Origin of the sequence: Cobetia crustatorum (genome assembly GCF_000591415.1) — a bacterium.
Taxonomy (GTDB): domain Bacteria; phylum Pseudomonadota; class Gammaproteobacteria; order Pseudomonadales; family Halomonadaceae; genus Cobetia; species Cobetia crustatorum.
Genome location: NZ_JEMF01000021.1, coordinates 63,869 through 88,773, shown reverse-complemented (window position 1 = coordinate 88,773; position 24,905 = coordinate 63,869). Strand labels below are relative to the sequence as shown.

Annotated in this window: 24 protein-coding genes and 2 pseudogenes; 21 read left to right on the top strand and 5 right to left on the bottom strand. The window is 57.6% G+C overall.

Annotated elements, in window-relative coordinates; all coding sequences use genetic code 11:
- Window positions 1–15 precede the first annotated feature (15 nt).
- The 7 genes from BF12_RS21055 to BF12_RS22310 all read left to right on the top strand — a co-directional run bounded on the left by BF12_RS21055 (window position 16) and on the right by BF12_RS22310 (window position 5,301).
- Window positions 16–933 carry a TonB family protein gene (locus BF12_RS21055; RefSeq protein WP_024951530.1) on the top strand — a complete coding sequence of 306 codons (918 nt, stop codon included), beginning with the start codon at window positions 16–18 and terminating at the stop codon, window positions 931–933.
- Between the two features lie 15 nt (window positions 934–948).
- Window positions 949–1,506 carry a YqgE/AlgH family protein gene (locus BF12_RS0106245; protein WP_024951529.1) on the top strand — a complete coding sequence of 186 codons (558 nt, stop codon included), beginning with the start codon at window positions 949–951 and terminating at the stop codon, window positions 1,504–1,506.
- Entirely contained in the window at window positions 1,499–1,954 is a 456-nt protein-coding gene (ruvX, locus tag BF12_RS0106240) for a Holliday junction resolvase RuvX (protein ID WP_024951528.1), read from the top strand. The genes BF12_RS0106245 and ruvX overlap by 8 nt, the downstream gene beginning before the upstream one ends.
- A gap of 83 nt (window positions 1,955–2,037) precedes the next feature.
- Window positions 2,038–2,586 carry a bifunctional pyr operon transcriptional regulator/uracil phosphoribosyltransferase PyrR gene (gene pyrR, locus BF12_RS0106235; RefSeq protein WP_035159275.1) on the top strand — a complete coding sequence of 183 codons (549 nt, stop codon included), beginning with the start codon at window positions 2,038–2,040 and terminating at the stop codon, window positions 2,584–2,586.
- Window positions 2,583–3,635, top strand: a complete 1,053-nt coding sequence (locus tag BF12_RS0106230) for an aspartate carbamoyltransferase catalytic subunit (protein WP_024951526.1) — start codon at window positions 2,583–2,585, stop codon at window positions 3,633–3,635. The genes pyrR and BF12_RS0106230 overlap by 4 nt, the downstream gene beginning before the upstream one ends.
- Window positions 3,632–4,897 (top strand): dihydroorotase, encoded by a 1,266-nt coding sequence (locus BF12_RS0106225; RefSeq protein ID WP_024951525.1) that lies wholly within the window; start codon window positions 3,632–3,634, stop codon window positions 4,895–4,897. The genes BF12_RS0106230 and BF12_RS0106225 overlap by 4 nt, the downstream gene beginning before the upstream one ends.
- 17 nt (window positions 4,898–4,914) lie before the next feature.
- The gene (locus BF12_RS22310) at window positions 4,915–5,301 is read left to right on the top strand and encodes a tautomerase family protein (protein WP_211242399.1); all 387 of its coding nucleotides are present in this window, start codon (window positions 4,915–4,917) and stop codon (window positions 5,299–5,301) included.
- Between the two features lie 190 nt (window positions 5,302–5,491).
- On the opposite strand, the pseudogene serA reads toward BF12_RS22310, so the two are convergent.
- Window positions 5,492–6,741: pseudogene (gene serA, locus BF12_RS18965) on the bottom strand (phosphoglycerate dehydrogenase).
- Window positions 6,742–7,060: 319 nt separating this feature from the next.
- Here serA and xseB point away from each other — a divergent pair.
- The 6 genes from xseB to BF12_RS0106190 all read left to right on the top strand — a co-directional run bounded on the left by xseB (window position 7,061) and on the right by BF12_RS0106190 (window position 12,935).
- Window positions 7,061–7,345: an exodeoxyribonuclease VII small subunit gene (gene xseB, locus BF12_RS0106210; protein WP_024951523.1), complete on the top strand. Its 285-nt coding sequence runs from the start codon at window positions 7,061–7,063 to the stop codon at window positions 7,343–7,345.
- Window positions 7,346–7,401: 56 nt separating this feature from the next.
- Window positions 7,402–8,277, top strand: coding sequence for a polyprenyl synthetase family protein (locus tag BF12_RS0106205; RefSeq protein WP_084488001.1), 876 nt, complete (start codon window positions 7,402–7,404; stop codon window positions 8,275–8,277).
- Window positions 8,278–8,289: 12 nt separating this feature from the next.
- Window positions 8,290–10,212, top strand: coding sequence for a 1-deoxy-D-xylulose-5-phosphate synthase (gene dxs / locus BF12_RS0106200; protein ID WP_024951521.1), 1,923 nt, complete (start codon window positions 8,290–8,292; stop codon window positions 10,210–10,212).
- Between the two features lie 227 nt (window positions 10,213–10,439).
- A complete protein-coding gene (locus tag BF12_RS22695; protein ID WP_282705484.1) occupies window positions 10,440–10,619 on the top strand; it encodes a thioredoxin domain-containing protein in 180 nt (59 codons plus the stop codon).
- Window positions 10,604–11,059, top strand: a complete 456-nt coding sequence (locus BF12_RS18960) for a glutathione S-transferase family protein (protein WP_248623630.1) — start codon at window positions 10,604–10,606, stop codon at window positions 11,057–11,059. The genes BF12_RS22695 and BF12_RS18960 overlap by 16 nt, the downstream gene beginning before the upstream one ends.
- A gap of 598 nt (window positions 11,060–11,657) precedes the next feature.
- Entirely contained in the window at window positions 11,658–12,935 is a 1,278-nt protein-coding gene (locus tag BF12_RS0106190; RefSeq protein ID WP_024951520.1) for a DUF4172 domain-containing protein, read from the top strand.
- 14 nt (window positions 12,936–12,949) lie between these two features.
- Here BF12_RS0106190 and trhA read toward each other — a convergent pair whose 3' ends face one another.
- Together trhA and ribA are read right to left on the bottom strand one after the other, a co-directional pair.
- A complete protein-coding gene (trhA, locus tag BF12_RS0106185) occupies window positions 12,950–13,681 on the bottom strand; it encodes a PAQR family membrane homeostasis protein TrhA (RefSeq protein ID WP_024951519.1) in 732 nt (243 codons plus the stop codon).
- Window positions 13,682–13,804: 123 nt separating this feature from the next.
- Window positions 13,805–14,440, bottom strand: a complete 636-nt coding sequence (ribA, locus tag BF12_RS0106180; RefSeq protein ID WP_024951518.1) for a GTP cyclohydrolase II — start codon at window positions 14,438–14,440, stop codon at window positions 13,805–13,807.
- 340 nt (window positions 14,441–14,780) lie between these two features.
- Here ribA and hemE point away from each other — a divergent pair, with 340 nt between their 5' ends.
- The 7 genes and pseudogenes from hemE (at window position 14,781) to BF12_RS0106145 (ending at window position 22,187) form a co-directional block, all read left to right on the top strand.
- Window positions 14,781–15,878 carry a uroporphyrinogen decarboxylase gene (hemE, locus tag BF12_RS0106175; RefSeq protein ID WP_035159314.1) on the top strand — a complete coding sequence of 366 codons (1,098 nt, stop codon included), beginning with the start codon at window positions 14,781–14,783 and terminating at the stop codon, window positions 15,876–15,878.
- Window positions 15,879–15,910: 32 nt separating this feature from the next.
- Window positions 15,911–16,249 carry a VanZ family protein gene (locus BF12_RS22170; RefSeq protein WP_024951516.1) on the top strand — a complete coding sequence of 113 codons (339 nt, stop codon included), beginning with the start codon at window positions 15,911–15,913 and terminating at the stop codon, window positions 16,247–16,249.
- Between the two features lie 272 nt (window positions 16,250–16,521).
- Window positions 16,522–17,386, top strand: a pseudogene (gene speE, locus BF12_RS18955) (polyamine aminopropyltransferase).
- Between the two features lie 404 nt (window positions 17,387–17,790).
- Window positions 17,791–18,816, top strand: a complete 1,026-nt coding sequence (locus BF12_RS0106160) for an amino acid ABC transporter substrate-binding protein (RefSeq protein ID WP_024951515.1) — start codon at window positions 17,791–17,793, stop codon at window positions 18,814–18,816.
- A gap of 240 nt (window positions 18,817–19,056) precedes the next feature.
- Window positions 19,057–20,247 carry an amino acid ABC transporter permease gene (locus tag BF12_RS0106155; protein ID WP_024951514.1) on the top strand — a complete coding sequence of 397 codons (1,191 nt, stop codon included), beginning with the start codon at window positions 19,057–19,059 and terminating at the stop codon, window positions 20,245–20,247.
- Window positions 20,248–20,257: 10 nt separating this feature from the next.
- Entirely contained in the window at window positions 20,258–21,382 is a 1,125-nt protein-coding gene (locus tag BF12_RS0106150; RefSeq protein WP_035159272.1) for an amino acid ABC transporter permease, read from the top strand.
- A 76-nt stretch (window positions 21,383–21,458) separates the two neighbouring features.
- Entirely contained in the window at window positions 21,459–22,187 is a 729-nt protein-coding gene (locus BF12_RS0106145; RefSeq protein ID WP_035159270.1) for an amino acid ABC transporter ATP-binding protein, read from the top strand.
- A 148-nt stretch (window positions 22,188–22,335) separates the two neighbouring features.
- Here the strand turns inward: BF12_RS0106145 and BF12_RS18950 are convergent, their stop codons facing one another.
- Window positions 22,336–22,869 carry a hypothetical protein gene (locus BF12_RS18950; RefSeq protein ID WP_024951511.1) on the bottom strand — a complete coding sequence of 178 codons (534 nt, stop codon included), beginning with the start codon at window positions 22,867–22,869 and terminating at the stop codon, window positions 22,336–22,338.
- Between the two features lie 315 nt (window positions 22,870–23,184).
- Between BF12_RS18950 and BF12_RS0106135 the strand changes: the two genes are divergently transcribed.
- Window positions 23,185–23,613 (top strand): host attachment protein, encoded by a 429-nt coding sequence (locus BF12_RS0106135; RefSeq protein ID WP_024951510.1) that lies wholly within the window; start codon window positions 23,185–23,187, stop codon window positions 23,611–23,613.
- Between the two features lie 150 nt (window positions 23,614–23,763).
- Here BF12_RS0106135 and BF12_RS0106130 read toward each other — a convergent pair whose 3' ends face one another.
- The gene (locus BF12_RS0106130) at window positions 23,764–24,735 is read right to left on the bottom strand and encodes a LysR substrate-binding domain-containing protein (protein WP_024951509.1); all 972 of its coding nucleotides are present in this window, start codon (window positions 24,733–24,735) and stop codon (window positions 23,764–23,766) included.
- Between the last annotated feature and the right edge of the window lie 170 nt (window positions 24,736–24,905).

Genomic DNA, 24,905 nt, shown 5'->3' with positions numbered 1-24,905 from the left:
CAGGGAGTACAAGGCATGGCAGCACCCAGCGGATGGTGGGAGCCGCTTCATAGCGTCACCGACCCGATCACCTATGTGCCGGTGACGCGGGTGCATCGTCGTGTCGTGGCCTGGGGGGCAGCTTTGGCTATCCATGTCGGTATTGGCTGGTGGTTGCTGGGCAGTGGGTTATTGATACCGCCACAGGTGCAGCCACTACCACGGCCCGTCATGCTGGATGTCACGCTGGTGAGTGAGGCCACTAGTGCTGCGGTCAAGAGTGACGTGATCGCCGAGCAGGCTCAGCAGGCCAGTGGCAGTGGTCGTGAAGCGATAGCTCATGCTGGACCGGAGGCGCCTGCACCACCGCAAGAGGGCGAGGCAGAGCCTGTGACTGCCGCCGCGGCACAACCGACGATGACCGAGGCAGCGCCAGCATCACTGGTGCTGCCTCAACATATCCCTGAAGTAATCGCCACACAGACAGATTCACCACAGCAGGTGGCGCACTCAGAGCTGTTGCCGGATACGCCTGATCGTGAACAGGAGGCCCGCGAGCAGGACGATGTGCTGGCCCAGGTTCAGGCCTCCGGCCAGACACGCGAAGTCGTGGGTGAGCTGGCATCGCGCAAGGCAGCGCGTGCTTCAGCGCGTGCTCGCTATATCAATGACTGGACCGGCGCTGTTCAGTCATTTGGTAATCTTCACTACCCTGCGCCTGCCAACCTGAGTGGCGAATTGCGTATCCGAGCGGTCGTGCTGCCTAACGGTCAGCTTGAGTACGCGGAAGTGTTACAATCTTCGGGACATGCCGAACTCGACCAGGCTGCATTGGATACGGTTTATGGCGCTGCCCCCTACGCTTCCTTCGATGAGAGCCTCAAGGGGATGAGCCGTCTGACCATTACTCGCATCTGGCGGTTTGGCCCCGGCAACGATTCTGGCGCGCCCTGACGCCTCGGGAGGACCATGCAAAGTCTGCGAGACTATTTCCTGCTGGCGATGCCGCATCTCGATGATGACAATTTTTCCGGCTCGCTCAGCTATCTCTGTGATCACGATGAAAAAGGTACGCTCGGTGTGATCGTCAACAAGCCGATCAAGCTGACCATGCGTGGCCTGTTTGAACAGCTCGAAATTACCGCCGATAGCTGTGAATGCCTCGACGATGTCGTCTATTACGGCGGTCCGGTACACAAGGACCGCGGGTTTATTCTGCATCGCGGTCAGGCAGAAGAGTGGGACTCCAGTCTGCAAGTCACCGAAGAACTGGCGCTGACGACGTCGCTGGATATTCTCAAGGCCATTGCGGGCAACCAAGGTCCAGAAGACTTCATGGTATGTCTGGGGTGTGCTGGCTGGGAGCCTGATCAGCTGACCAATGAATTGAAAGAAAATAGCTGGCTGATCGTCGAAGGCGACAGTGGCATCCTCTTTGATGCCGATAGCGAATCACGTCTTGATGCCGCAGCACGCAAACTCGGTGTCGACATGAGTCTGATGTCGCGGGAGATCGGGCATGGCTGAAAGGGCAATAAGCCGCACGGCACTAGCGTTTGATTTTGGCACGCGTCGCGTCGGTGTCGCGGTAGGCACTGAAATGCTCGGCACCGCGTCACCACTAGTGCCGTTGCATGTGCGTGACGGCATTCCCGACTGGAATGTTGTCACTCGTCTGATTGAAGAATGGCAGCCAGACCTGTTTGTGGTGGGATTGCCATTGGAATTGGACGGTAGTGAGACCCTGATGTGCAGCCGCGCCCGCAAGTTCGGCAAGCGGCTGTATGGTCGCTATGGAAAGCCGCTGGAAATGTGGGACGAGCGTGGTTCCACCAAGGCGGCCAAGAGCCTCGCTCGCGAGCGAGGCCACCGTGGCAACTACCGAGATGATGGAGTGGATGGATTGGCCGCTCAGGTGATTCTCGAGAGCTGGTTTGCAAATCAGCGAGGCGAGGGCGACCTTGTCGGTTACTGAATATCTCACCCGTTTCCTTTCAGGAAGCGGGTTTTTTTTGTCTGTCTGCCGCTGACCGGCAGGGAAAAGAGGAAGCGATACCCATGCAAGAATCTGAGGTACGTGACGAATACGAGACACTGCCTGATGTGGAGGCCTTGCTTGAGTCCATGACGGAAGAACTCGAACTGTTATTCGAACGCCGCGAGATCGATCGTGAGCGTTTGATTCCGATCGGAATTCATACCGGTGGCGTATGGGTCGCCCAGGCGCTGCGCGAGCGACTGGGACTGCCTGCTCCGCTGGCGACATTGGACATTGGTTTCTGGCGTGATGATTTCGGCCACAAGGGCCTGCCAGACGCAGGGCAGGGCTCGCAATTACCGGATATCGAAAATCGCGATTTGCTGCTGGTTGATGATGTGCTGATGAGTGGTCGCACTGTCCGTGCCGCGCTTAATGAGCTGTTCGACTATGGGCGTCCGCGCCGGGTATTGCTGGCCTGTCTGCTGGAGCTGCCAGGCCGTGAGCTACCAGTGCAGCCGGATGCTCTGGGGGCAAGCCTGGCGTTGGAGCCAGGTAAACGTATCAAGCTGGAAGGCCCACAGAACTTGCGCCTGACATTGGTAGATACCGGGGAGAGCGTTGCATGAATCTGCTGGATCTCTCTCAAGCCAGTCCCGCCGCTCGCGCAGCGTCTCCTGCCGAGGTGCAGCTCGATAGCCAAGGACGGCTACGTCACTTTCTCGATATCGAGGGTCTGTCGCGTAGCATCCTGACCGAGATTCTTGATACCGCTGATCACTTCCGCGGTATCGGAGATGCCGAGGTCAAGAAGGTACCGTTGCTGCGCGGCCGTACCGTCGCCAATCTGTTCTTCGAGAACTCGACGCGCACGCGTGCAACGTTCGAGCTGGCTGCCAAGCGTTTGTCGGCCGATGTGCTCAATCTGGACATCAAGACCTCCTCGGCCGCCAAGGGTGAGTCCTTGATGGATACGCTGGTCAACTTGGAAGCCATGCAGGCAGACGCCTTCGTGGTGCGCCACGGTGATTCGGGTGCGGCGCACTTCATTGCCAGTCAGATTACGCCGCATGTGGCGATCATCAATGCGGGTGATGGCCGTCATGCGCACCCGACACAAGCGATGCTCGACATGCTGACCATTCGTCGGCACAAGGGTGAATTCGCCAATCTGCGCGTGGCTATCGTGGGTGACATTCTGCACTCGCGTGTCGCTCGCTCGCAGATTCTGGCGCTCAATACGCTTGGCGCTGCAGAGGTGCGAGTGGTGGCACCGCAGACACTGCTGCCTGTTGGTATCGAGACGCTGGGCTGTCGCGTGTTCACTGAACTAGAGGCAGGCCTCAAGGATGTCGATGTTGTGATCATGCTGCGCCTGCAGAAAGAGCGCATGGATGGCGCGCTACTGCCTTCCGAATCCGAATACTACCGTCGCTATGGTTTGACTCGTGAAAGCCTCGCACATGCCCACCCAGAGGCGGTCGTGATGCATCCCGGACCCATCAACCGTGGCGTTGAGATCGAATCGGCCGTGGCGGATGGCCCGCGCTCGCTGATTCTGGATCAGGTCACCAACGGTATCGCGGTGCGCATGGCAGTATTGTCGATGGCTGTCTCGGGCCAGATGAAGGCGCGCGCAGAGCGCAGAAGTGAACGTTCACGAGGAGCTGGCGCATGAAGCACAGCCTGATCAATGCTCGGGTGATCGACCCGGCCAGTGGCCTTGATGGCCAACATGACCTGCATCTTGAGGGCGGCCGCCTGGTCGCCATTGGCGCAGCACCACTAGGCTTCGTTGCTGAGCAGCAGCAAGATCTCACCGGCAAATGGATCACGCCGGCCTTCGTCGATCTCGGTGCTCATTTGCGTGACCCGGGGCCGCGCTACAAGGGCAGTCTGGTGAGCGAGTCAGCAGCAGCACTCGCTGGAGGCTATGCCACTATCTTGCCGCGACCAGATACCAGCCCTGTACTCGATAGTGCCTCGCACGTACGGACACTACTCGACCGTGCTCGCGATGTAGCTGGCGTCAGGCTTGCTCCATTGGGTGCCCTGACACAAGGGCTTGAAGGTGATCTATTGGCCAACATGGCAGCGCTCAAGTCTGCTGGCTGTGTCGCCCTGACCAATCTACGCAAGCCGGTACGTGACCTTGGCGTACTGCGTCGCTGTCTTGAATACGCCCATACCTTTGATATCACGGTGGTGTTTCAAGCCCAGGAAGCCACTCTGGCGGGGCATGGCTGTGCGCATGAAGGCGCGATTGCCTCACGACTCGGACTGGCCGGCATCCCCGAGTCTGCCGAGACGATTGCACTGACTCAGTGGCTGCTGTTGATTGAGCAGACGGGCGTGCGTGCCCACGTTTCATTGCTTTCCAGTGCGCGAGCGGTCGCGTTGGTGCGTGATGCCAAGGCTCGTGGGCTGGATATCACCGCCGATGTCTCGATGGCTCAGCTGCATTGGACGGATGAGCAATTAGAGGGATTTAACGCCAACTTCCACCTGGAGCCTCCACTACGCAGTTCAGAGGATAGAGATGCGCTACGTGCCGGCGTGGCTGATGGCACCATTGATGCCATCGTCAGTGATCATCTACCCCATGAGGCAGCCGCCAAATGCGCGCCTTTCGCTGTCTCTGAACCGGGCATGACTAGCTTGGAAACCATGCTGCCACTTGGGCTGGTACTGGTCACTGCAGGCCTGATCAGCATATCCAGGCTGATTGAAGCGCTGACCTTTAGCGCGCGCCGCTTCGGCTTGGAAGGTGGCAGGCTCAAGGAGGGCGAGTGCTGCGATCTGGCAATTATTGACCCGCAGTGTTATTGGACAGTCGACAGCAATACTCTGATGAGTGCTGGGCACAATACACCGCTACTTGGGATGACTCTGTCAGGCCGTGTACAGCAGGTGCTTCTGGGTAATGTGTCTTATGCCTGAAGACGAGCATGTTTCACGTGGAACACGTGCTTGAGAATCAGCGGTTCGAAAGAATAAAAGTTGTTATATATCAGTCTGTTAATTTAATCATGCGGTTTGACAAGACAGTGTCGCTGTTTGAGCGGGCCAATGCTGAGAGCGCTAACAATAAAAGGCAATGTTTCACGTGGAACATCAGCCTCAAGAAAGCAAAATTATCGTTTCAGGAGATCAGATTGATGCCAATGATTCGTGCAGAATTTATCAGTGGAAAGAGTGAAGAACAGAAACGTGAGCTTATCGAGGCACTGACTCGCGAGACAGCTCGTGTGCTGGGAGTGCGAGAGGAATCAGTCTGGGTAGTGTTGCAGGAAGTGGAAGCGGAAAACTGGGGCGTTGCAGGAAAGCGATTATCCGATCGCTGATTATTTATAACATTATGATTTTTATATGTTTTATGTGGTTGAAGTAAAATGTTCCACGTGAAACATGCTGGCGTGTTCTGTTGAGGTGGAATTGGCTGAAGAAATAAAAAGCGCCGCAGCCCGGGAAGGCTGCGGCGCTTTTACATCCTGCATATGTCATGGCATGAAGCTAAGCCATGAGCAGTGCACATCAACCCTCGAAATCAGCTTCCGAGTAGAGTGTGCGAATGCGTAGAGTGTGCTCAACGGTTTTGAGCGCCTCAAGCGCTTTCTTGCCGTAGGCTTGTCTACATCAATGACCACGTAGCCGACCGTATTGTTAGTCTGCAGGTACTGGCCAGAGATGTTGATACCTTCCTCAGACAACACCTGGTTGATGCGCGACAGTACACCCGGCACGTTGTCGTGAATGTGCAGCAGGCGATGCTTTTCCGGGTGGGCCGGCAGGGCGACTTCAGGGAAGTTGACCGAACCGATGGTGGTGCCGTTATCGGAATAGGTCACCAGCTTCTCCGCCACTTCGACGCCAATATTCTCCTGAGCTTCCATGGTGGAGCCCCCGACGTGCGGGGTCAGGATGACATTGTCGAATTCGCGCAATGGAGACACGAACTCTTCACCGTTGCCCTTTGGCTCGACAGGGAAGACATCGATGGCAGCTCCCAGCAGCTTACCGCTGGCGAGAACCTCAGCAAGATCTTCAATGACGACAGTGGAGCCGCGTGCGGCATTGATAAAGACGCTGTTCTGTTTCATCAATGCGAATTGCTGCTTACCCATCATCCACTTGGTTGAGGGAACCTCAGGCACGTGCAGCGTGACGATGTCAGCGCGCGCCAGCAGCTCTTCCATGCTGGCGACCTGACGGGCATTACCCATGCCAAGTTTGGTGACGGCATCGTAGTAGATGACATCAAGGCCCAACGACTCACTGAGTACCGATAGCTGAGATCCGATGCTGCCATAGCCGACGATACCCAGCGTCTTGCCACGGACTTCGTGACTATTCTTGGCAGTCTTCATCCACTGGCCACGATGCGCCTTGGCACTCTTCTCCGGTACGCCACGCATCAGCATGATGGCTTCGGCCAGCACTAGCTCAGCAACGGAGCGAGTGTTGGAGTAGGGCGCATTGAAGACCGGAATCCCCCGTTTGAGCGCGGCTTCCAGGTTGACCTGGTTGGTGCCGATGCAGAAGCAGCCGATGGCAGTGAGCTTTTCTGCAGCGCTGATCACACGCTCGTTGAGCTGAGTGCGGGAGCGAATGCCAATGAAGTGCACATCGCGGATTCTCTCGACCAGTTCATCCTCGGCAAGCGAGGTCTGAAGTAGCTCGATATTGGTGTAGCCTGCATTGAGGAAGTCATCCACTGCGGACTGGTGGACACCCTCGAGCAATAGGATCTTGATCTTGCTCTTGTCCAGAGACGTCTTGGCCATTGTCGAATCAACCCTCTCGCCGGTCATGCCGGCGTTTCTGTTCGTTTGGTCTTTTTCGTGACCTGCTGGCGTGTCACGCCTCAAGAAAACGCCAGAAAAACAGCAGGCGTGCTGTCAACAGGGGTGCAAAGAATATCACAGCCGACGGGGCCTTCGGATGAAATGTCCGCGTGGCGGACATGAAAAAACCGCGGTTTGGTATGTGCTGATAGTGGTTATTGGTAAGTGCCGAGTGGGCAGCGTCTCGAAGCCCATCAGGTTATACTGGCTTTTCACACAGACACACCGGGCCCGCCCGGTCCGATGAGCGAGAGCACTCATGGCCGAACAGGAAGCGCCGCAGGACTTTGCCGCCACCCTTGCCCGTCTTGAAGGATTGGTGACACGGCTCGAGGCTGGCGATATGTCGCTGGAAGCGTCGCTGGGCGCTTTCGAAGAGGGCGTGCGTCTGGCCCGCGAGGCGCAGCAGCGTCTCGACAGTGCCGAGCTTCGCTTGCAGGCGCTGATAGAAGGGCCTGATGGTGAGCTGGTGCCGGCAGCATTTGCTGCGCCTGCAACCTCGGCCAGCGTGGCGGGTGACACGGATGAGGAGAAGGACTGGTGACGTCAGGCGTATTGAACCCACAAACCTCGTCATCTGAATCGCAGGCGAGTGAGCTGATCCGTTCTGGACAGGCGCGTAGCGAGGCAGTGCTTGAGGCGTTGCTGACCCCTGCCAGTGGTGCGGTAAGTAATCGTCTTGAAGAGGCGATGCGTTACAGCGTACTGGGCGGCGGCAAGCGGCTGCGCCCAGTGTTGCTGTATGCGGTTGGCCGTGCACTGGGAAGTGACGAGGATGCGACCGGACGTGCCGCGTTGGATGCCGCCGCCGCTGCGCTCGAGCTGGTACACGCTTACTCGCTGGTCCATGATGATCTGCCGGCCATGGACGATGATGACCTGCGTCGTGGTCGTCCTACCGTGCATCGTGCTTTCGATGAAGCAACCGCCATTTTGGCTGGTGATGCCTTGCTGACATTGGCCTTTGAGGTGATGGCAGATACTGGGCACGTCAGAACACCGGCACTGGTGCGCACGCTCGCCGAGGCTTCTGGCCGTCGTGGCATGGTCGCGGGCCAAGCGCTAGATCTCGAGGCCGTGGGTCAGTTCCGTGAGGTCGAAGCGCTATCGAGGATGCATGCTTACAAGACGGGAGCGCTGATTCGCGCGGCTGTTCGTCTGGGTGGCCTGGTCGCAGCTGAAGAGCAGGATTCGCGCCTTGCGGCGCTTGACCGCTACGCTGCTGCCATTGGCCTTGCCTTCCAGATTCAGGATGACATTCTGGATGTGACTGGCGATACCGTGACGCTAGGAAAGACCGCAGGTGCGGATGCCGCACGTGACAAGCCGACCTACCCCTCGCTACTCGGGCTCGAAGGTGCTCGAAAGCGTGCTGGTCAGCTGTTGGACGAGGCCCTGGATGCTCTGGCACCGTTGGGAGAGGCTGCAGCGCCACTCGCGGTGTTGGCGCGCTACATGATCGAGCGAGACCACTGATTCCTGACGCCTATGAAGCTGTTTGACGAGATACCTCAGGCGCGCCCTGCGACGCCACTGCTCGATGCCGTCGAGTCCCCCCAGGCTCTACGAGCGCTGAGCGTGGCACAGCTGCGCCAGCTTGCTGATGAATTGCGTGCCTACCTGCTTTACAGCGTTGGCTGCACGGGTGGGCACTTCGGTGCCGGCCTAGGTGTGGTTGAGCTGACGGTAGCGCTCCACCATGCACTGGAAACGCCGCATGATCGCTTGGTGTGGGATGTGGGGCATCAAGCCTACCCGCACAAGATCCTTACCGGTCGCCGTGAGTCCATGCATAGCATGCGTCAGTACGGCGGCCTATCGGCCTTCCCCAAACGCGCAGAAAGCGAGTTCGACACCTTTGGGGTGGGTCATTCCAGCACCTCGATCAGTGCCGCGCTTGGTATGGCGCTGGGGGCGCGCACTGCGGGCGAGAAGCGGCGTGCCTGCGCTGTTATCGGTGATGGTGCACTGACGGCAGGCATGGCATTCGAAGCGTTAGCGCATGCGGGGCACGTCAAAGCCAATCTGTTGGTGGTGCTCAACGATAACGAGATGTCCATCTCTGAGAATGTCGGTGGGATGGCCAGCTATCTGGCACGTATTCTGGCTAGCAAGCCCTATACCCAGATGCGAGCCAATGGCAAGAAGGTGCTATCGCATCTGCCGGGTGCGCTTGAGTTTGCCAAGCGCACCGAAGAGCACATGAAGGGCTTCATTAGCCCGGCAACGCTGTTCGAGGAGATGGGTTTTAACTACATCGGCCCCATCGATGGGCATGACCTGCCTACGCTGGCGCAGACACTGCACAACATGAGTGATCTGGAAGGTCCTCAGTTCCTGCATGTGGTCACTCGCAAGGGTAAGGGGTTCATTCCTGCCGAGCAGGATCCGATCGGTTATCACGCCATTACCAAGCTTGAGAAAGCGCCGACGGAAGCGATCAAGGAAGCGCCAGCTGTCTCCGATGTACCGGCTGCGAAACCGCAGAAGTATTGCAGTGTATTCGGCAACTGGCTGTGCGATGCCGCGGCCGCTGATTCGCGTGTCATTGGCGTTACGCCAGCCATGCGCGAAGGTTCGGATCTGGTGCGTTTCTCGAAGGAGTATCCGGAGCGCTACTTCGATGTCGCCATCGCTGAGCAGCATGCGGTGACGCTTGCGGCGGGTATGGCCTGTGAGGGTATGAAGCCGGTAGTGGCGATCTACTCCACCTTTCTGCAGCGTGGCTACGATCAACTGATTCATGACGTGGCAGTGCAAAAGCTGGATGTCACTTTTGCGATTGATCGCGCTGGGCTTGTCGGTGAAGACGGCCCGACCCATCACGGGAGTCTCGATCTCTCCTTCCTGCGCTGTGTGCCGGAGCTGGTACTGATGGCGCCGGCCGATGAAGCAGAGTGTCGTGGCATGTTGAGTGCGGCACTGGCGCACCCTGGGCCGGCAGCAGTGCGTTATCCGCGTGGCACCGGGCCGGGTGTAGCGACGGGCGATGATCTTGAGCCATTATCGATCGGGCGCGGTGAATATCGTCGCCGCATCGCTGGCAACCCAGAGGTGCGGGTGGCAATCGTGGCGGTCGGTAGCATGAATACGCCGGTCACGGATGTTGCTGAGGCATTGGATGCTACCCACTTCAACTTGCGCTCGATCAAGCCGCTGGACCGTGAGGCGTTGCTGGAGATTGCCGAAGGGCATGATCTGGTGGTGACTGTCGAAGAAAACGCGATTGCAGGCGGAGCCGGTGCTGGAGTGGCTGAGTTCTATCTGAATGCGGGTTTGGCACAGCCTATGCTGCTGCTGGGCCTGCCGGATGGTTTCGTTGAGCATGGCAAGCCGGTTGAGCTGCTGCGCGACTGTGGGCTGGATGCTGCCGGAATTCGTGCCAGTATCGAGGCACGCCTCGCTTGCTGAGTACTTGTTCGAGTGATATTGGAAGCGCCTGTGGATGACTCGACACATCGAGTTGTCCACAGGCGCTTTTTCATGCCCTCAAGATGAGTCCGATGCTGAGGCTATAGGTGGCAACGTCGGCGATATCGCGCCATGCTGAGCGGGTTTTCTTGCAAGATGATTCGGGCGCTAGTAGCTGCATCGCGTTGTCATGCCGTGCCATGCCATTCACTCAGGAATCATTTCGCATGCTGACATTCTATAGCTATCCCAATTCCCGCTCGTTACGTGTTGCTTGGGCACTGGAAGAGCTGGGGATCGAATATCAAATTCACAGTCTTGACCTCAAGAGCGGTGAGGGGCGTAGCCTGAATATCTGGCGATTCATCCAGATGGCAAGGCCCCGGCAATCGTGGATGGTGAGCTGACCCTGTTTGAGTCCAGCGCCATTTGCCGTTACCTGGCAGCCCGTGAAGGCCGCTTGATGCCGCAAACGCTAGCCGGGCAGGCACAGCTTGATCAGTGGCTCAGCTTTCTGACTACCGAGCTTGAGCAGCCGCTGTGGACGTTGGCCAAGCACACCTTTGCGCTGCCGGAAGAGCAGCGTTGTGATGCAGTAAAGCAGACGGCGCAGTGGGAATTTCAGCGAGCGCTGGCAGCTTTGTCGCGGCGTTTTGATGGACGTGGCTGGCTGCTGGGTGATGAATTCACCGTTGCTGACCTCTTCCTTGCACAAACGCTGGGCTGGGCGCAGAAAGCAGGTCAGCCTATTCCCGAAGTGCTGGAAAAGTGGGCGACAGAGACGCTGGCGCGCCCGGCATGCGAGCGTGCACGACAGCGTGAAGCGCACGCTGCCAGCGAGCGATAGAAGGCCTGATGCCAGCATCTACGTACCGAAAATGAGGTGTCACATTATCAAGTGATACAACGACTCAGTATTGAGTGAGTGAAATGGCTTTAAAAGGCTGCTGAAGCGCCAAGGCGCCATCCTGATATCAGGGTGGCGCCTTTTGCGTTTTTGGCCCGCAGCGAAGCTTGTGGAGTGGAGCGAAGAGATAAATGGCCCGCTCCATGAATGGGGAGAGTGCAGTCGGGTGAATCGCGTCACGACACTCGTCGTGAAGGCTGATTTTTATGATGCGATTGGCACGGCGGAATTGATTGAGGCGCTTATTTCGATATTTTGCATCATTTTATGATCCGAAAGATGGTTGTTTTTGTTTCGATGGATGAATTGTAATCTTATAAGGTGCGCTGGATGACTATCCAGGGGAATGCCCCGTGTATAGACGAGGAAAATCATGTGGTTGTGACGTGCAGGAGCTTTGTCTGACATGGTATTGGCTATACTTTGACCTATGCATTCATTTAACCCATTTTTCGTATCTTAATATGATTCGATATGTGGCTTGTTGCAGATCTTTTTGCTATCATCTAGAGGAAAAGACCAATGGAGATAACGACTTATGTGGATCTGGCAGCAATCCGACTGGCCTCGTGGCCGATTGACGATCATGCCTCTGTTGGGAGAGCTGGCAGCGACGCAGGCAGTGATGTCGCCATTGGTTGCCCAAGGACAGCATCTCTACCCACGGCAACGGTTGCGTCTTGAAGCAACGCTGCTCAGTGAGGAGATGGAAGCGAGTGCCCAGTTGTCCGGCGTGGTACTGGGTCGGGCAGCTTTGCGAGATGCCCTTTATCAGGCGCTAGGGCTGGAAACCGGCCAGCAGGAAAGTCCACGCGGGCTGGCGCCCGGTGTTGAGGTATTTGCTGATGTCACGCTTGAGGTTGTTCGCACTGCGTTTCAGCCGCTACAGCAAGAGCAGGTGTTGGAATGGCATCGGCGGCTGGGACCTTTCCTGCCGCGCAGCAGTGGTCAGCGATTGGGCGAATGGCGTGCCGCATCCTATGAGGCGATCAGTGGACGCTACGGGATCAAACGTTTGCGTTATCGCGCGCCAGCGAATACGACAGAAGAGCTGGCTGAAGAGCTCACCGGTTTCTGGGCGCGTCTGGCATCGGAAGAACCGGATGTGGATAACTCGGGTGTCTTGAATGCGCTGCAGTTGCATGCGCACTGGCAGGCGCTGTCGCCGCTGGCACTGGGCAATGGCCTGATCGGGCGCCTGCTATTGATGCGCTGGCTGACGCGTATCGATGCGTTGGGTGCACTACAGCAGCAAGGTGAGTGGTCGGGGAAGGTGGGCGAGCAGCTCGGTGAAGAGGCGTTGGAGCAGCTGTGCTGGCGTCGCCAGTCATTGTTTGCGGTGGTTCTCGAGCAGCAGGATGCGCTGCGCGAGTTGGAGCAGCACTGTTTTGGAAAGCCAGAAGAATCTGCTAGTGGGCGCCAGTTGCCGCCGATGCTGGATCGCGCTTTGAACGGTGAGGCGGTGGAGACGTTGCCCGGCGACATGAATGTCTGGGTGCAGTGGTGGCTGACACGGTTGCGCGAGGGTGGGCGGTGTACCTCTTTCCACTATCAGAGAGTTCAGCGTGCCGAGAGGTTATGGCTGGAGCACGCCCGCACGCCACTGAACACACGTCAGCGTGAGCTGGTGCTGACGCTTTTGGAGCGTGATGATGAAGAGGGCGTTGGGCGTGCGGAATACCGTGCGTTGGTCACGACCTCAGATCCCACGGCGGCGCGTGATCTGGCAGATCTGACAGCCAAGCAGGTATTGGAAAGTTATGGTGTCGGCCGAGGCACGCGTTATCGCTTGCCGGTTTTCACGGGGCAAGGCTAGTGCCCAGCAAGTCCTCAGACGCTGTAAGGCAGTACGCCAGTGTAGATGGCAAAGAAGTGACAGGTGCTGCCGCCAAGCACGAACAGGTGCCAGATCGCGTGGTGATAACGCAGTCGTGTCATCAAGAAGAAGATCACGCCTATCGTGTAGGTGATGCCACCGGCCACCAGCAGAATCAGTCCGTTTTCGGAAAGCTGGTCTACAAGCATGGGTGAGGCAAATACGATCAGCCAGCCCATCAATAGATAGACGCTGACGCGTAGAGCGCTGAAGCGCTCCGGCCAACGCAGTTTGAGGAAGATGCCGCCGAGTGCGAGCGACCAGATGATGGCAAACAGCGTCCAGCCGGTTGGGCCACGCAGGTTGACCAGCAGAAAGGGCGTATAGGTGCCAGCGATCAATAGATAGATGGCGCAGTGATCCAGCAGCTGGAAGGCGTACTTGAGTCGCGGATGGCGGATGCCGTGATAAAGCGTCGAAGCGGCATACAGCACTACCAGCGTGACACCGTAGAGGCTGACACTCACGATCTTCCACGGATCGGCGTCTGCCGCGATGCTGGCCATCACGATGAGCACGACCATGCCGATCAACCCCATCACGGCACCGATGCCATGACTTGCGCTATGTAGCCACTCTTCAAGTTGGCTATAGAGCGCAGGGGACGGCTTATCGTCAATTATCTGATCAGTCTGTGTCGATGAGGGTGTGGATAAAGAAGAGGGCGATGAAGAGTCGTTGCGCATGATAAGACCTCTGACGCGGGTTCATCTCTAGATTACTCCTCCACCTGCAATTCCGTCATTTCACGCACGACAACCCTCTTGATTCCACGCGGCCATCTGGCAAAAAGCAGTGGTGTAATGGCATTAGCTGCGACGCTCAATATCCACGTCACTGGCTTGAGTGAAGTCACCCAGTGCCATCATGTGGCCCAGCTTGTCGGCCTTGGTCGAAAGATATTGTTCATTGTGCGGGTTCAGGCCGGTCGTGATGGGTTGACGCTCGCTGATGATGACGCCATCGCGAGTGAGTGCATCGACCTTGCGCGGATTGTTGGTCATCAGCTTGAGTGTGCTGACGCCCAGGTGTTCAAGCATCGGGACGCAGATATCGTAGCGACGCATGTCGGCCCCGAAGCCCAGACGCTCGTTGGCCTCGACAGTATCTGCACCACCATCCTGCAACTCATAAGCCCGAATCTTGTTGAGCAGCCCGATACCACGACCTTCCTGGCGGAGATAGAGCAGCACACCACGGCCTTCGGCTGCGATACGCTTGAGCGCCTCCTGCAGCTGATAGCCGCAGTCACAGCGCATGGAGAACAGCGCATCGCCGGTCAGGCATTCCGAATGCACGCGACCGAGAACAGGCGCACCGTCGTCGATCTCACCCAGTGTCAGCGCGATGTGGTCCTTGCCGGTCGTCTCGTCTTCGAAACCGTGCATGGTGAAGGTCGCCCAGGGCGTTGGTAGCCGCGAGGCGGCGATGAATCGAATAGTCACTGTTCACCTCAAGCGCCCGAGCACGTGCCGGGCTAAAAAAGCGCGAGCATGTCGTTTTCTCGAAGTGCACAGGCGCAAGTGCAAGGCATTCGGTGGACGGCATGCAGTCATGCGCCGAGTTTACCAGTCTGTGGCGCATGACTCATCGCTCAGTATGGAAAAGCGTTGTTGCCGACATCACGACAATAGGCGGGGCTCGCATCATCAAGGGCTACGTGATGTGAAGCAGGAAGGAGATTTGCAGGAATGCCAATGCATTTGCTGCATCGTGGCGATTGACGGGATTTTGCTCAAGCTCTGATAGAATGCCCCCACATTCCCGAGCTGATGTGTGATTCCGATGACCCTGAAGAATGATCGCTTCCTGCGCGCGCTGGCCCGTCAGCCGGTCGACCGTACCCCTGTCTGGATGATGCGCCAAGCTGGTCGCTACCTGCCGGAGTACCGTGAACTTCGCGGTCAGGCCGGTGGTTTCATGGACCTGTGCATGGACACCGCGCGTGCCTGCGAGGTGACGCTGCAGCCGCTGGAGCGCTTCCCGCTCGACGCTGCCATCCTGTTCTCTGACATTCTGACCATTCCGGATGCCATGGGCCTGGGCCTTTACTTCGAGACTGGCGAAGGCCCGAAATTCCGCAAGACGGTGCGTACCGCGGCGGAAATCGAGGCACTGAGCGTGCCGAATGTCGAGCGTGATCTCGATTACGTCATGCGCGCCGTCTCCACGATTCGTCGTGAGCTGAACGGTCGTGTGCCGCTGATCGGCTTCTCCGGTAGCCCGTGGACGCTGGCGACCTATATGGTAGAAGGCGGTGCCAGCAAGGACTTCCGCCATGTGAAGGGCCTGATGTATGCCAATCCGGAGGCCATGCATCAGCTGCTCGATACACTCGCGCAGGCCGTTACTGACTATCTGAATGCCCAGATCGCCGCCGGCGCTCAAGCTGTGCAGATCTTCGACACCTGGGGTGGCACGTTGTCCACGCCGGCTTATCTCGAGTTCTCGCTGCGTTATATGGAGCAGATCGTTGCTGGTCTCAAGCCGGACAGCGAAGGCAACCGTGTACCGGTGATTCTGTTCACCAAGAATGGTGGTCAGTGGCTTGAGCATATCGCGGCCAGTGGCTGTGATGCTGTCGGTCTCGACTGGACGACCGAGATGTCCAGCGCTCGCGCGCGCGTCGGCCATCGTGTGGCACTGCAGGGCAATCTTGATCCCAACGCACTGTTCGGTTCACCGGCGGCTATCCGCGCCGAAGTCGGCCGTATTCTCGACAGTTACGGTCAGGGCCCGGGCCACATCTTCAATCTGGGTCATGGCATCAGCCAGTTCACTGACCCAGGCAACGTCAATGCTCTGATGGACGCTCTGCATGAGCTGAGCCCTGCGTACCATCAGGACGACACCGCCAACGCCACGCCATTGGCACGTGGCTGACTCATGGCGTTGATGCAGAGAGAAAAGCGTAAGTGACACCTGTCGCGCAGCGCCTCGTTCCTCGCCGTGGCTGGGCGTTCGTGGCGCTGCTATGCCTGTTGCTGATCCTTTTCGGCACGCTCTCTCCGGGCGAGCCGCATCCGGAGCAGACCTTCCCGTGGGATAAGCTGCAGCATTTCTCGGCTTTTGTTCTACTCGCGCTGATGACACGGCTATCGGGAATTTCCAGCCTGATTATTCTGCCGGCACTGCTGTTGCTGGGTGTCGGCATCGAATTTCTGCAGCTCTTGATTCCCTATCGTGGGGCAGAAGTGCTGGATGCGCTGGCGGATTTCCTCGGCATTCTTGCCGGGCTTGGCTGCCGCCTGTGACGGGCCGTGTGCCAGGCCTCTACCCGCCAGAAGAGGCCTGGCGGGTGTGTCGTTGGTCATCGCGCGTCAGCCCCAGTGCCTCGAGATCGTGCACAAGCTCTTTCCACTCCGCGTGTCTTTGGCTATGGTGCTGCGCCTGAGTCCTGTTGATTGATCAGGACTGCATCGCCCGATGACGCGTGCGTCGATGATTCAGGCCTTGAGGGTCTGATGTCCCGTCCTCTTATTCATACCTTGATATCCGACTCCCGATATCCCTTGTGAGGGTTCTCATGACCGAACATCTCGATGGCTCCTGGTTCACCGAAATCTTCGACCGCCACGGCAGCGCCTTTTCGCTCAAGGTCAGCCACAAGCTGCATGACGAGCAGACGCCTTATCAGCACCTTGAGGTCTATGCCACCGAGACCTACGGCAATCTGATGGTGCTGGACGGCTGCGTGATGCTGACCGACCGCGACAACTTCCTCTATCACGAGATGATGTCGCACCCGGCACTGTTCACCCACGCGGCCCCCAAGCGTGTCGTTATCATCGGGGGGGGGCGACTGTGGCACCCTGCGCGAGGTGCTCAAGCACCCGGGCGTGGAGAAGGTGACGCAGATCGATATCGATCCGGCGGTCACGCGTGCCTCCGAGCAGTTCTTCCCGGCGCTGGTCGAGTCCAATGATGACCCGCGTGCCGAGCTGCTGTTCGAGGATGGCGTCAAGTGGGTCGACAACTGCCCGGACGAGAGCATCGACGTGCTGATCGTCGATTCCACGGATCCGGTTGGCCCAGCGGAAGGCCTGTTCAAGACCGACTTTCTCAAGCGTTGTCACCGCATCCTCAAGCAGGGTGGCCTGATGGTGCAGCAGAGCGAGTCGCCGCTGTATCACACCGACTCCATCATCAAGGACCTGCGCAACGACATGGGCGAGGCCGGTTTTGATAGCGTCGCGACACTGCCGTTCCCGCAGCCGGTGTATCCGTCCGGCTGGTGGAGCTGCACGCTCGCTGGCAAGGGCTGTGATGTAAAAGCCTTCCGTGAAGAAGACGCTGCTGCGGCGACGTTCGCGCGCGATTTCTACACAGTTGAAGGTCATCGTGCCGCACTGGTGTTACCGCCCTTCATGCAGCGCCTGCTGGAAAAATGATCGATTTTCAGAGGCATTTAGTATGCCTCCAGGCGTGTCAGCGTTGATGCAGGCAGGTTGAGACATTGGTCGCAGCTGCCTGATTGAGCACTATTAGAAGAGCCCAAGCGGCCGTTTCGTCATGAAACGGCCGTTTTTATTTTGCACCGATATGAAGCGAACACGTCGTATAACGGCACCATCTACGCGCCAATCATGCCATACGATCTATGGCCTCCTTTATCAGCTTTGGCCTTTTTCACTGGACTTCAGGTGTTTTTCAAGCGTTGAACGTAGTGAATTACGCGATAGGCGGAAATTGGAACGCGGCTTGCTATTGTCGAGGGGTGCCATGCATAGCATTGCACTACATCCGTATCGGAGAGATTTCCGAGCGGACCCCAGACATACGCGAGGGATTCATGATGCATAACAATAAAAAGCCACTGCTGATCGCGAGTGCTGCCCTCTTGGCTGCCTCCGTGGCCAGTGGTGCCAGCGCAGCGACTCTGGATAGCGTCAAGGAGAAGGGTTTTGTCCAGTGTGGCGTCAGCACCGGCTTGCCGGGTTTTTCGGCACCGGATGATGCCGGCAACTGGCAGGGTCTCGATGTCGATGTATGCCGTGGTGTGGCTGCCGCGGTACTGGGCGACGCCAGCAAGGTGCGTTATATACCGCTGACGGCCAAGGAACGTTTCACTGCACTACAGTCCGGCGAGATCGATGTCTTGTCACGCAACACCACCTGGACCGCCACGCGCGATACTTCATTGGGCCTTAATTTCGCCGGTGTGAACTATTACGACGGTCAGGGCTTCATGGTCAGCAAGGACCTGGGTGTCGCCAGTGCCAAAGAGCTGGATGGCGCGGCCATCTGCATCCAGTCCGGTACCACCACCGAGTTGAATCTGGCTGACTACTTCCGCCTCAATGACATGACGTTCGAGCCGGTCGTTTTCGATACCTCCGATCAGACCGTCAAGGGCTTTGAAGCTGGCCGTTGTGACGTGTTGACCTCCGATCAGTCCCAGCTTTACGCCCTGCGTATCAAGCTTGCTGATCCGGCTGCCGCGATGGTACTGCCGGAAGTCATCTCCAAGGAACCGCTGGGGCCTGTTGTTCGCCAAGGCGATGATCAGTGGTTCAACATCGTGAAATGGACTCTGTTCGCTCAGATCAACGCCGAAGAGATGGGCTTGACCTCCGACAACATCGAAGCCAAGAAGTCGGATACCAATCCCAATGTCGCGCGTCTGGTCGGTGCCGATGGCAACTATGGCGAGGCCATGGGGCTGCCGGCTGACTGGGCCTATCAGGTCATCAAGCAAGTTGGTAACTACGGTGAGATGTTTGAGCGCAACGTCGGTACCGGTTCCGCGCTGAATATCGAGCGTGGCTTGAACGCCCTGTGGAGTAACGGTGGCATCCAGTACGCTCCGCCGGTTCGCTGACCCACTGACCGCTTCATGACGTGAAGTGGGTTCTCTGTCTTGTGCAGCAGGCTGAGCAAGGACGCTGGCCAGGGAGAGATGGCCGCCAAGCTATCTTCCCTGGTCAGTGTCATTAAGGCACCGCCTGCCTTACCCATCGTGACCGTTTGAGCCATTCACCGAGTGCTGAGAGATAACTGATCTGCCGCTCGACAGGGTGGCAGGCAGAAGTCACATAGCTTTCCGGCGGAGATTGCCTGTATGACACACCCTGCTTCTCGCCCGCCGGCCAAGGTCAAACCGCCTTTCTGGCGTGACCCGGCCAAGCGAGCACTGATCTTTCAGCTGTTGATGCTGGGAGGCGTGTTCGGAGTGCTGGCGCTGATCGTCAGCAACACCCTGACCAATCTTGAAAGCCGTGGTATCACCACCGGCTTTGCGTTTCTTGATAACACCGCAGGCTTCGGCATTCTGCAAAGCCTGATCGATTATTCCGAGCAGTCCACCTACGGCGATACCTTTATCGTCGGCCTGCTCAATACCCTGCTTATCTCGGCCTTGGGCGTGATTGCGGCGACCGTGATTGGTTTCGTCATGGGGGTCGCCCGTTTATCGCCCAACTGGCTTATCTCCAAGCTGGCTGCGGTCTATATCGAGATTTTCCGCAATATCCCGCTACTGCTACAGATCTTCTTCTGGTACTTCGCGGTCTTGCGGGCACTGCCAAGTCCGCGTGGCTCGCTATCGCTGGGCGAGGCTATCTTCCTCAATGTGCGCGGGCTGTATGTGCCAGCGCCGATCGCAGGAGCAGGCTTCTCCGTCGTGCTGGCGGTCTTTGTACTGGCTATCGTGGCCAGCGGCGTCTTCATCTACTGGAATCGTCAGCGTCAGGCCCAGACAGGGCAGCGTCTACCGGCTGGCTGGATCTCACTGGGGATTATCATCGGCGTACCGCTGCTGGTCTTTGTGGTCATGGGAATGCCGTTGACGTGGGAGCTGCCGGAGCTCAAGGGCTTCAACTTCCGTGGCGGTATTACGGTTGTTCCTGAATTCCTCGCGTTATGGGTGGCACTGTCGGTCTATACCGCTGCTTTCATTGCTGAAATTGTGCGTTCAGGCATCGAGGCAGTACCGCATGGGCAGACAGAGGTCTCGCGTGCGCTATCACTGACAAACAGCATGACGCTGCGTCTGGTGGTCGTGCCACAGGCACTGCGCGTCATCATTCCGCCGCTGACCAGCCAGTACCTGAACCTGATCAAGAACTCGTCGCTGGCGACTGCCATTGGCTACCCGGACCTGGTCTCGGTATTTGCCGGCACCACGCTCAATCAGACCGGTCAGGCCATCGAAGTCATAGCCATGACGATGTTGGTATATCTGACCATCAGTCTGCTGGTCTCCATGTTCATGAACTGGTTCAACGCCCGTATGGCGTTGGTCGAGCGCTGAGGGTCTGCCCATGTCGATTGAAAAGACCCCTTCACGGGTTACCGAAAAAATGATCGATGCACGCTCGGCACCGAGCGACAGCATCGGGACGATTGCCTGGCTACGTACCAATCTATTTGCCGGACCGATCAACACGCTGTTTACCCTATTTGCGTGCTATCTCATCTATCTGCTGATCGTGCCTAGCCTGCAATGGGCATTGATCGATGCAAACTGGAGTGGAACGACACGTGCCGATTGCACGGGTGAAGGCGCCTGCTGGGTCTTCATCAGTGCACGCCTCGATCAGTTCATCTATGGATTCTATCCAGAAGAGCTGACTTGGCGAGTCGATATCGTCTTTGCCATCTTCGCAGCGTTGGTGGCCTGGTTGGCAATTCCGAACATGCCTGTCAAAGGGCTGGTCGCCATTGCCACGCTGGCGGTGTTCCCTTTCATTGCCTTCTTCCTGTTGCACGGTGGCAGCTTTGGGCTTGAGGTAGTGGGTACCCACGAGTGGGGTGGCTTGATGCTGACGCTGGTGCTGGCGGTTGTCGGCATCGTGGCGGCACTACCGATGGGGATTCTGCTGGCGATGGGACGCCGCTCCGACATGCCGATCGTCAAGAGCATCTGCGTGGTGTTCATCGAGTTCTGGCGCGGCGTGCCGCTGATCACCGTGCTGTTCATGGCCTCGGTGATGCTGCCACTGTTCGTACCAGGCGAAGTCAATCTGGACAAGCTGGTACGCGCGTTGATCGGTATTACCTTGTTCCAGAGTGCCTATATGGCTGAGGTAGTACGTGGCGGCCTGCAGGCGATTCCCAATGGGCAGACGGAAGCGGGTGTGGCCTTGGGATTGGGCTATTGGCGCAACATGGGGCTGATTGTGTTGCCTCAGGCACTCAAGCTGATGATTCCCGGCATCGTGAATACCTTCATTGCTCTATTCAAAGACACCTCGCTAGTACTGATTATTGGGCTCTTTGACCTGCTGGCCATCGTGCAGGCTGGTTTGGCGGATCCCAAGTGGCTGGGATATTCCATCGAGGGGTACGCCTTCGTGGCGCTGATCTTCTGGGTCTTCTGTTTCAGCATGTCTCGCTACAGCCAGTATCTCGAGCGCCTGCTGCATACCGGTCACAAGAAGCGCTGATCACGGCGCCAAGGAAACTCTTATCATGACAACAACAACCGCTTCCCGAGATAACACCACTGACAACGAGCGCCCGATGATCGAACTCAAGGGACTCAACAAGTGGTACGGCGACTTCCACGTACTGCGCGATATCAACCTGAGCGTGCGCAAGGGTGAGCGTATCGTCATTTGCGGGCCATCAGGCTCGGGCAAGTCGACGATGATCCGTTGTATCAATCATCTCGAGGAACACCAAGAAGGCGATATCGTGGTCAATGGCATGCCGCTGACCCAGGACATCAAGCAGATCGAAGCGATCCGCCGTAACGTCGGCATGGTGTTCCAGCACTTCAATCTGTTCCCGCATCTGACAGTGCTGGAGAACTGCTGCCTGGCCCCGATCTGGGTACAAAAGCGCCCGCGCAAGGAAGCTGAGGCTGAAGCGATGCAGTATCTGGAGCGCGTACGTATCGCTGACCAGGCGCATAAATTTCCCGGTCAGCTGTCAGGAGGCCAGCAGCAGCGAGTGGCGATTGCGCGCTCGCTATGCCTGAGCCCGGAAGTGATGCTGTTCGATGAACCGACCTCAGCGCTGGATCCGGAAATGATCAAGGAAGTGCTGGATGTCATGGTTGAGCTCGCCAATGAAGGCATGACCATGTTGTGTGTGACCCACGAGATGGGATTCGCCAAGACAGTGGCAGATCGGGTCATCTTCATGGATCAGGGGCAGATCATTGAGGAGAACGCACCCGAACCGTTCTTCAACAATCCTCAATCGGAGCGTACCCAGTTGTTCCTGAGTCAGATATTGGGGCACTGATCCAAGCCAAGCCCCAAGCCAAGAAGAGCCATATCAGCTGCACCTGGTGTGCGCTGAAAAGCAAAAAGCCCCGCGTGAATTTCACGCGGGGCTTTTCCATGGTGAAAAAACAATCAAGTAAGTGAGTGGCCACATACTTGATTGGCCTTTATAGGCTGGGCTCGGTGCGACTAGTAGGTTGCTCGTCCACCGTTGTAGGTAACTCAGTATCGTTACCCAGACTCGGTTCCTGAGGCTTGGCTGGAGCCGTCGTACGCGGTGCGGCAGTCGCAGGGCTGGGCTCCGTCGGTACTTCCTCGCCTTCACGTGGCCAGGTAACGCTGCGCGGCTTGCCAACCCAGCTATCATCGTTGTCATGCACTGCGGGACGGCGTGAAATAGAGCGAGTGACCAGCGCTGCGGCATCCAGTGTCGGAAGGGAGCCGCGTGCGCTTACCAAGTGGTGGGGCGACATCATCAGCTCGAACAACAGGCGAATCAGCACGAAGGCCAGCAGAAAGCCGCCGATACCCTGTGCCAGTACCGGCCATTGGACCAGTAGCGAGTTATCAGGGCCGATCGGCGTGAGGTGCTGCAGAGTCCAGCCAGTAGCGGCAGCTAGCAGGCCCAACTGAAGCATGAGATGAGCAGTGACCAGCACGCGGCGGGGCAGCGGGTGGCGCATCAGGAGTAGATTGCGCATCGGAAATTCTCCGGGAAATAACAGCGAGATGAATAGGGCCAGAGGGTAGAAAGCAGGCCGAAGCTGGCGATGGGCGGATGTTAGCACGCACTCCGCCAGTTACGTCATGTCCGGGAGCGGCGACGTTGGTGTCGGCGGCTTGGCGTGATGGCGAACTGGTTCTGTACGTGTTGTGAGTCTGGCTAGCAAATGGGGGGGGGACATTCTTCGGGGTTGAATGTGTGCTGTGTCGGCAGCATGTCCTTTTAATGAACGCGAAAGAGAGTTGTTACCTGCTTCATCACTAACGCCTCGCAAGAGATAGGGAGTGTGTAAATGGTTACTTACATCGTTGCTGCCGATGCCGCTCGTGCCCGTGTTTTTGCCCGTACTGCTGGTAAGATCACCGAAGTGGAAAGCCTCGTCCATCCAGAGAGTCGTCAGCATACTGGCGACTTGAGAACCGGCGGTAAGGGTGAGTCCAGTGGTGGACACGGAAGTCTCCACCAGACAGGTGATGACGGCGCCACCTCCGATAAACATCAGGCTTTCTTCGCCAAAGAGGTGGCTCATTATCTCAAGCAGGCCGCCAATGGCGGCAAGTTTGATGAACTGATTATCGCAGCGGCTCCCAGCTTTCTCGGTGTCTTGCGTGACAAGCTAGACAAGTCGGTGGCCAAGCTAGTCATTGAGACGCTCGACAAGGATCTTTCCCATGAGAGTGCAGACCAGATCAAGGCGCGCTTGACTGGCTTCCGGCACTGACTACTGAACGCTATAAGTAATGAGTGGCTAGCATGCATGTTAGCCATCGAGAGAAGGCTTGAGTCTTCGGATAGCATGTTAGAAACACTACTGAGCAGCTGCTCGGTAGTGTTTTGTATGTGGGTACTCACTCTCTTGTAAATAGCTGATTTACAACACCTGTGGGAGTACGATCTCGTCACTGCGCGAGGCAGAGCCGCTCAATGTACGACAACTTGCGACAAACTCGCGCATGGCTTGGGTGATGAAGCGGTCACGGTGATGCACGAAGCGATAGGCGCGAGTGAGCTCCAGCCAGGGCGTGGGAATCTCGATCAGGCTGCCACGCCGGAAGGCGTCACGCAGCGCGAGACGAGAGATGCACCCAATGCCCAGGCCGGCTTCTACTGCGCGCTTGATGGCTTCGGTATGCTCCAGCTCCAGCATGATGTCGAGCCGCTGGGCGACACTGGTCGATGGGCCGTCAAGGTGCGGGCGCAAGGCCTGCTCAAAGGTGCTGCGCGTGCCGGAGCCTCTCTCACGCATGATCCAGTGGGTGGCGAGTAGTCGGTCCAGGGTGATGCCCTCTTGGGACAGTCCCTGCGCCAGCCCCTGCGCTAGTGGGTGTGAGGGCGCACAGAAGATGCTCAATCGGTCGCTGACCCAGTGCGCCTCTTCCAGCAGCGGATGTTCTACCTCCCCTTCTATCAGGCCGATATCGAGCTCGAAGTTCACCAGCTTGTCGATCAGTTGATGTGTGTTGTGTACGTGCAGCTCGACGCGGCTTGCGGGGTGCTGGGTCAGAAAGCTGCCGATGATCTGTGGTGCGAGATAGTTACCGATGGTCAGTGTGGCGCCAATTTCCAGTGAGCCAGTCGCGTCTTGCTGCCCGAGCAGTTGCTCAAGCTCTTCGGCTTGATCGAGCAGCGCGATGGCTTTGGGCAGCAGCTCGCGTCCCAGCCCATTGAGGCGCAGACGCTTGCCGTGACGATCGAATAACCGACAGTCGAACTGACGCTCCAGCTCTGCCAATGCCGTGCTGGCAGCGGATTGCGACATGGCCAGGCTTTCAGCGGCCAATGACACGTTGTCGTGGCGAGCCACGGCGACAAAGACGGCCAGCTGACGCAGGCTGTAGCGCATTTTGCCTCCTATGACGCACGTAGGTAGATAGTGTGGTGACGGGCGCAACGCGAGAAATCGCTGTTACGGAAGGTTTATTGCCATCACAAGGTTGAAATAAGATTCATTCGCAATCAATATTGATAAAATAGATAACCTATATCCAGATAAACCATTTAACGCATAACCCG

Coding starts and splice junctions, on each gene's coding strand:
- dxs (WP_024951521.1), top strand. CDS start 8,290: ATGAAGCTGTTTGACGAGATACCTCAGGCGCGCCCTGCGACGCCACTG.
- trhA (WP_024951519.1), bottom strand. CDS start 13,681: ATGCGCAACGACTCTTCATCGCCCTCTTCTTTATCCACACCCTCATCG.
- BF12_RS0106155 (WP_024951514.1), top strand. CDS start 19,057: ATGACACACCCTGCTTCTCGCCCGCCGGCCAAGGTCAAACCGCCTTTC.
- BF12_RS0106135 (WP_024951510.1), top strand. CDS start 23,185: ATGGTTACTTACATCGTTGCTGCCGATGCCGCTCGTGCCCGTGTTTTT.
- hemE (WP_035159314.1), top strand. CDS start 14,781: ATGACCCTGAAGAATGATCGCTTCCTGCGCGCGCTGGCCCGTCAGCCG.
- BF12_RS0106150 (WP_035159272.1), top strand. CDS start 20,258: ATGTCGATTGAAAAGACCCCTTCACGGGTTACCGAAAAAATGATCGAT.
- BF12_RS0106130 (WP_024951509.1), bottom strand. CDS start 24,735: ATGCGCTACAGCCTGCGTCAGCTGGCCGTCTTTGTCGCCGTGGCTCGC.
- BF12_RS0106230 (WP_024951526.1), top strand. CDS start 2,583: ATGAATCTGCTGGATCTCTCTCAAGCCAGTCCCGCCGCTCGCGCAGCG.
- BF12_RS0106225 (WP_024951525.1), top strand. CDS start 3,632: ATGAAGCACAGCCTGATCAATGCTCGGGTGATCGACCCGGCCAGTGGC.
- pyrR (WP_035159275.1), top strand. CDS start 2,038: ATGCAAGAATCTGAGGTACGTGACGAATACGAGACACTGCCTGATGTG.
- BF12_RS22695 (WP_282705484.1), top strand. CDS start 10,440: ATGCTGACATTCTATAGCTATCCCAATTCCCGCTCGTTACGTGTTGCT.
- BF12_RS0106145 (WP_035159270.1), top strand. CDS start 21,459: ATGATCGAACTCAAGGGACTCAACAAGTGGTACGGCGACTTCCACGTA.
- BF12_RS18950 (WP_024951511.1), bottom strand. CDS start 22,869: ATGCGCAATCTACTCCTGATGCGCCACCCGCTGCCCCGCCGCGTGCTG.
- BF12_RS0106190 (WP_024951520.1), top strand. CDS start 11,658: ATGTGGATCTGGCAGCAATCCGACTGGCCTCGTGGCCGATTGACGATC.
- BF12_RS0106245 (WP_024951529.1), top strand. CDS start 949: ATGCAAAGTCTGCGAGACTATTTCCTGCTGGCGATGCCGCATCTCGAT.
- BF12_RS21055 (WP_024951530.1), top strand. CDS start 16: ATGGCAGCACCCAGCGGATGGTGGGAGCCGCTTCATAGCGTCACCGAC.
- xseB (WP_024951523.1), top strand. CDS start 7,061: ATGGCCGAACAGGAAGCGCCGCAGGACTTTGCCGCCACCCTTGCCCGT.
- BF12_RS0106160 (WP_024951515.1), top strand. CDS start 17,791: ATGCATAACAATAAAAAGCCACTGCTGATCGCGAGTGCTGCCCTCTTG.
- ruvX (WP_024951528.1), top strand. CDS start 1,499: ATGGCTGAAAGGGCAATAAGCCGCACGGCACTAGCGTTTGATTTTGGC.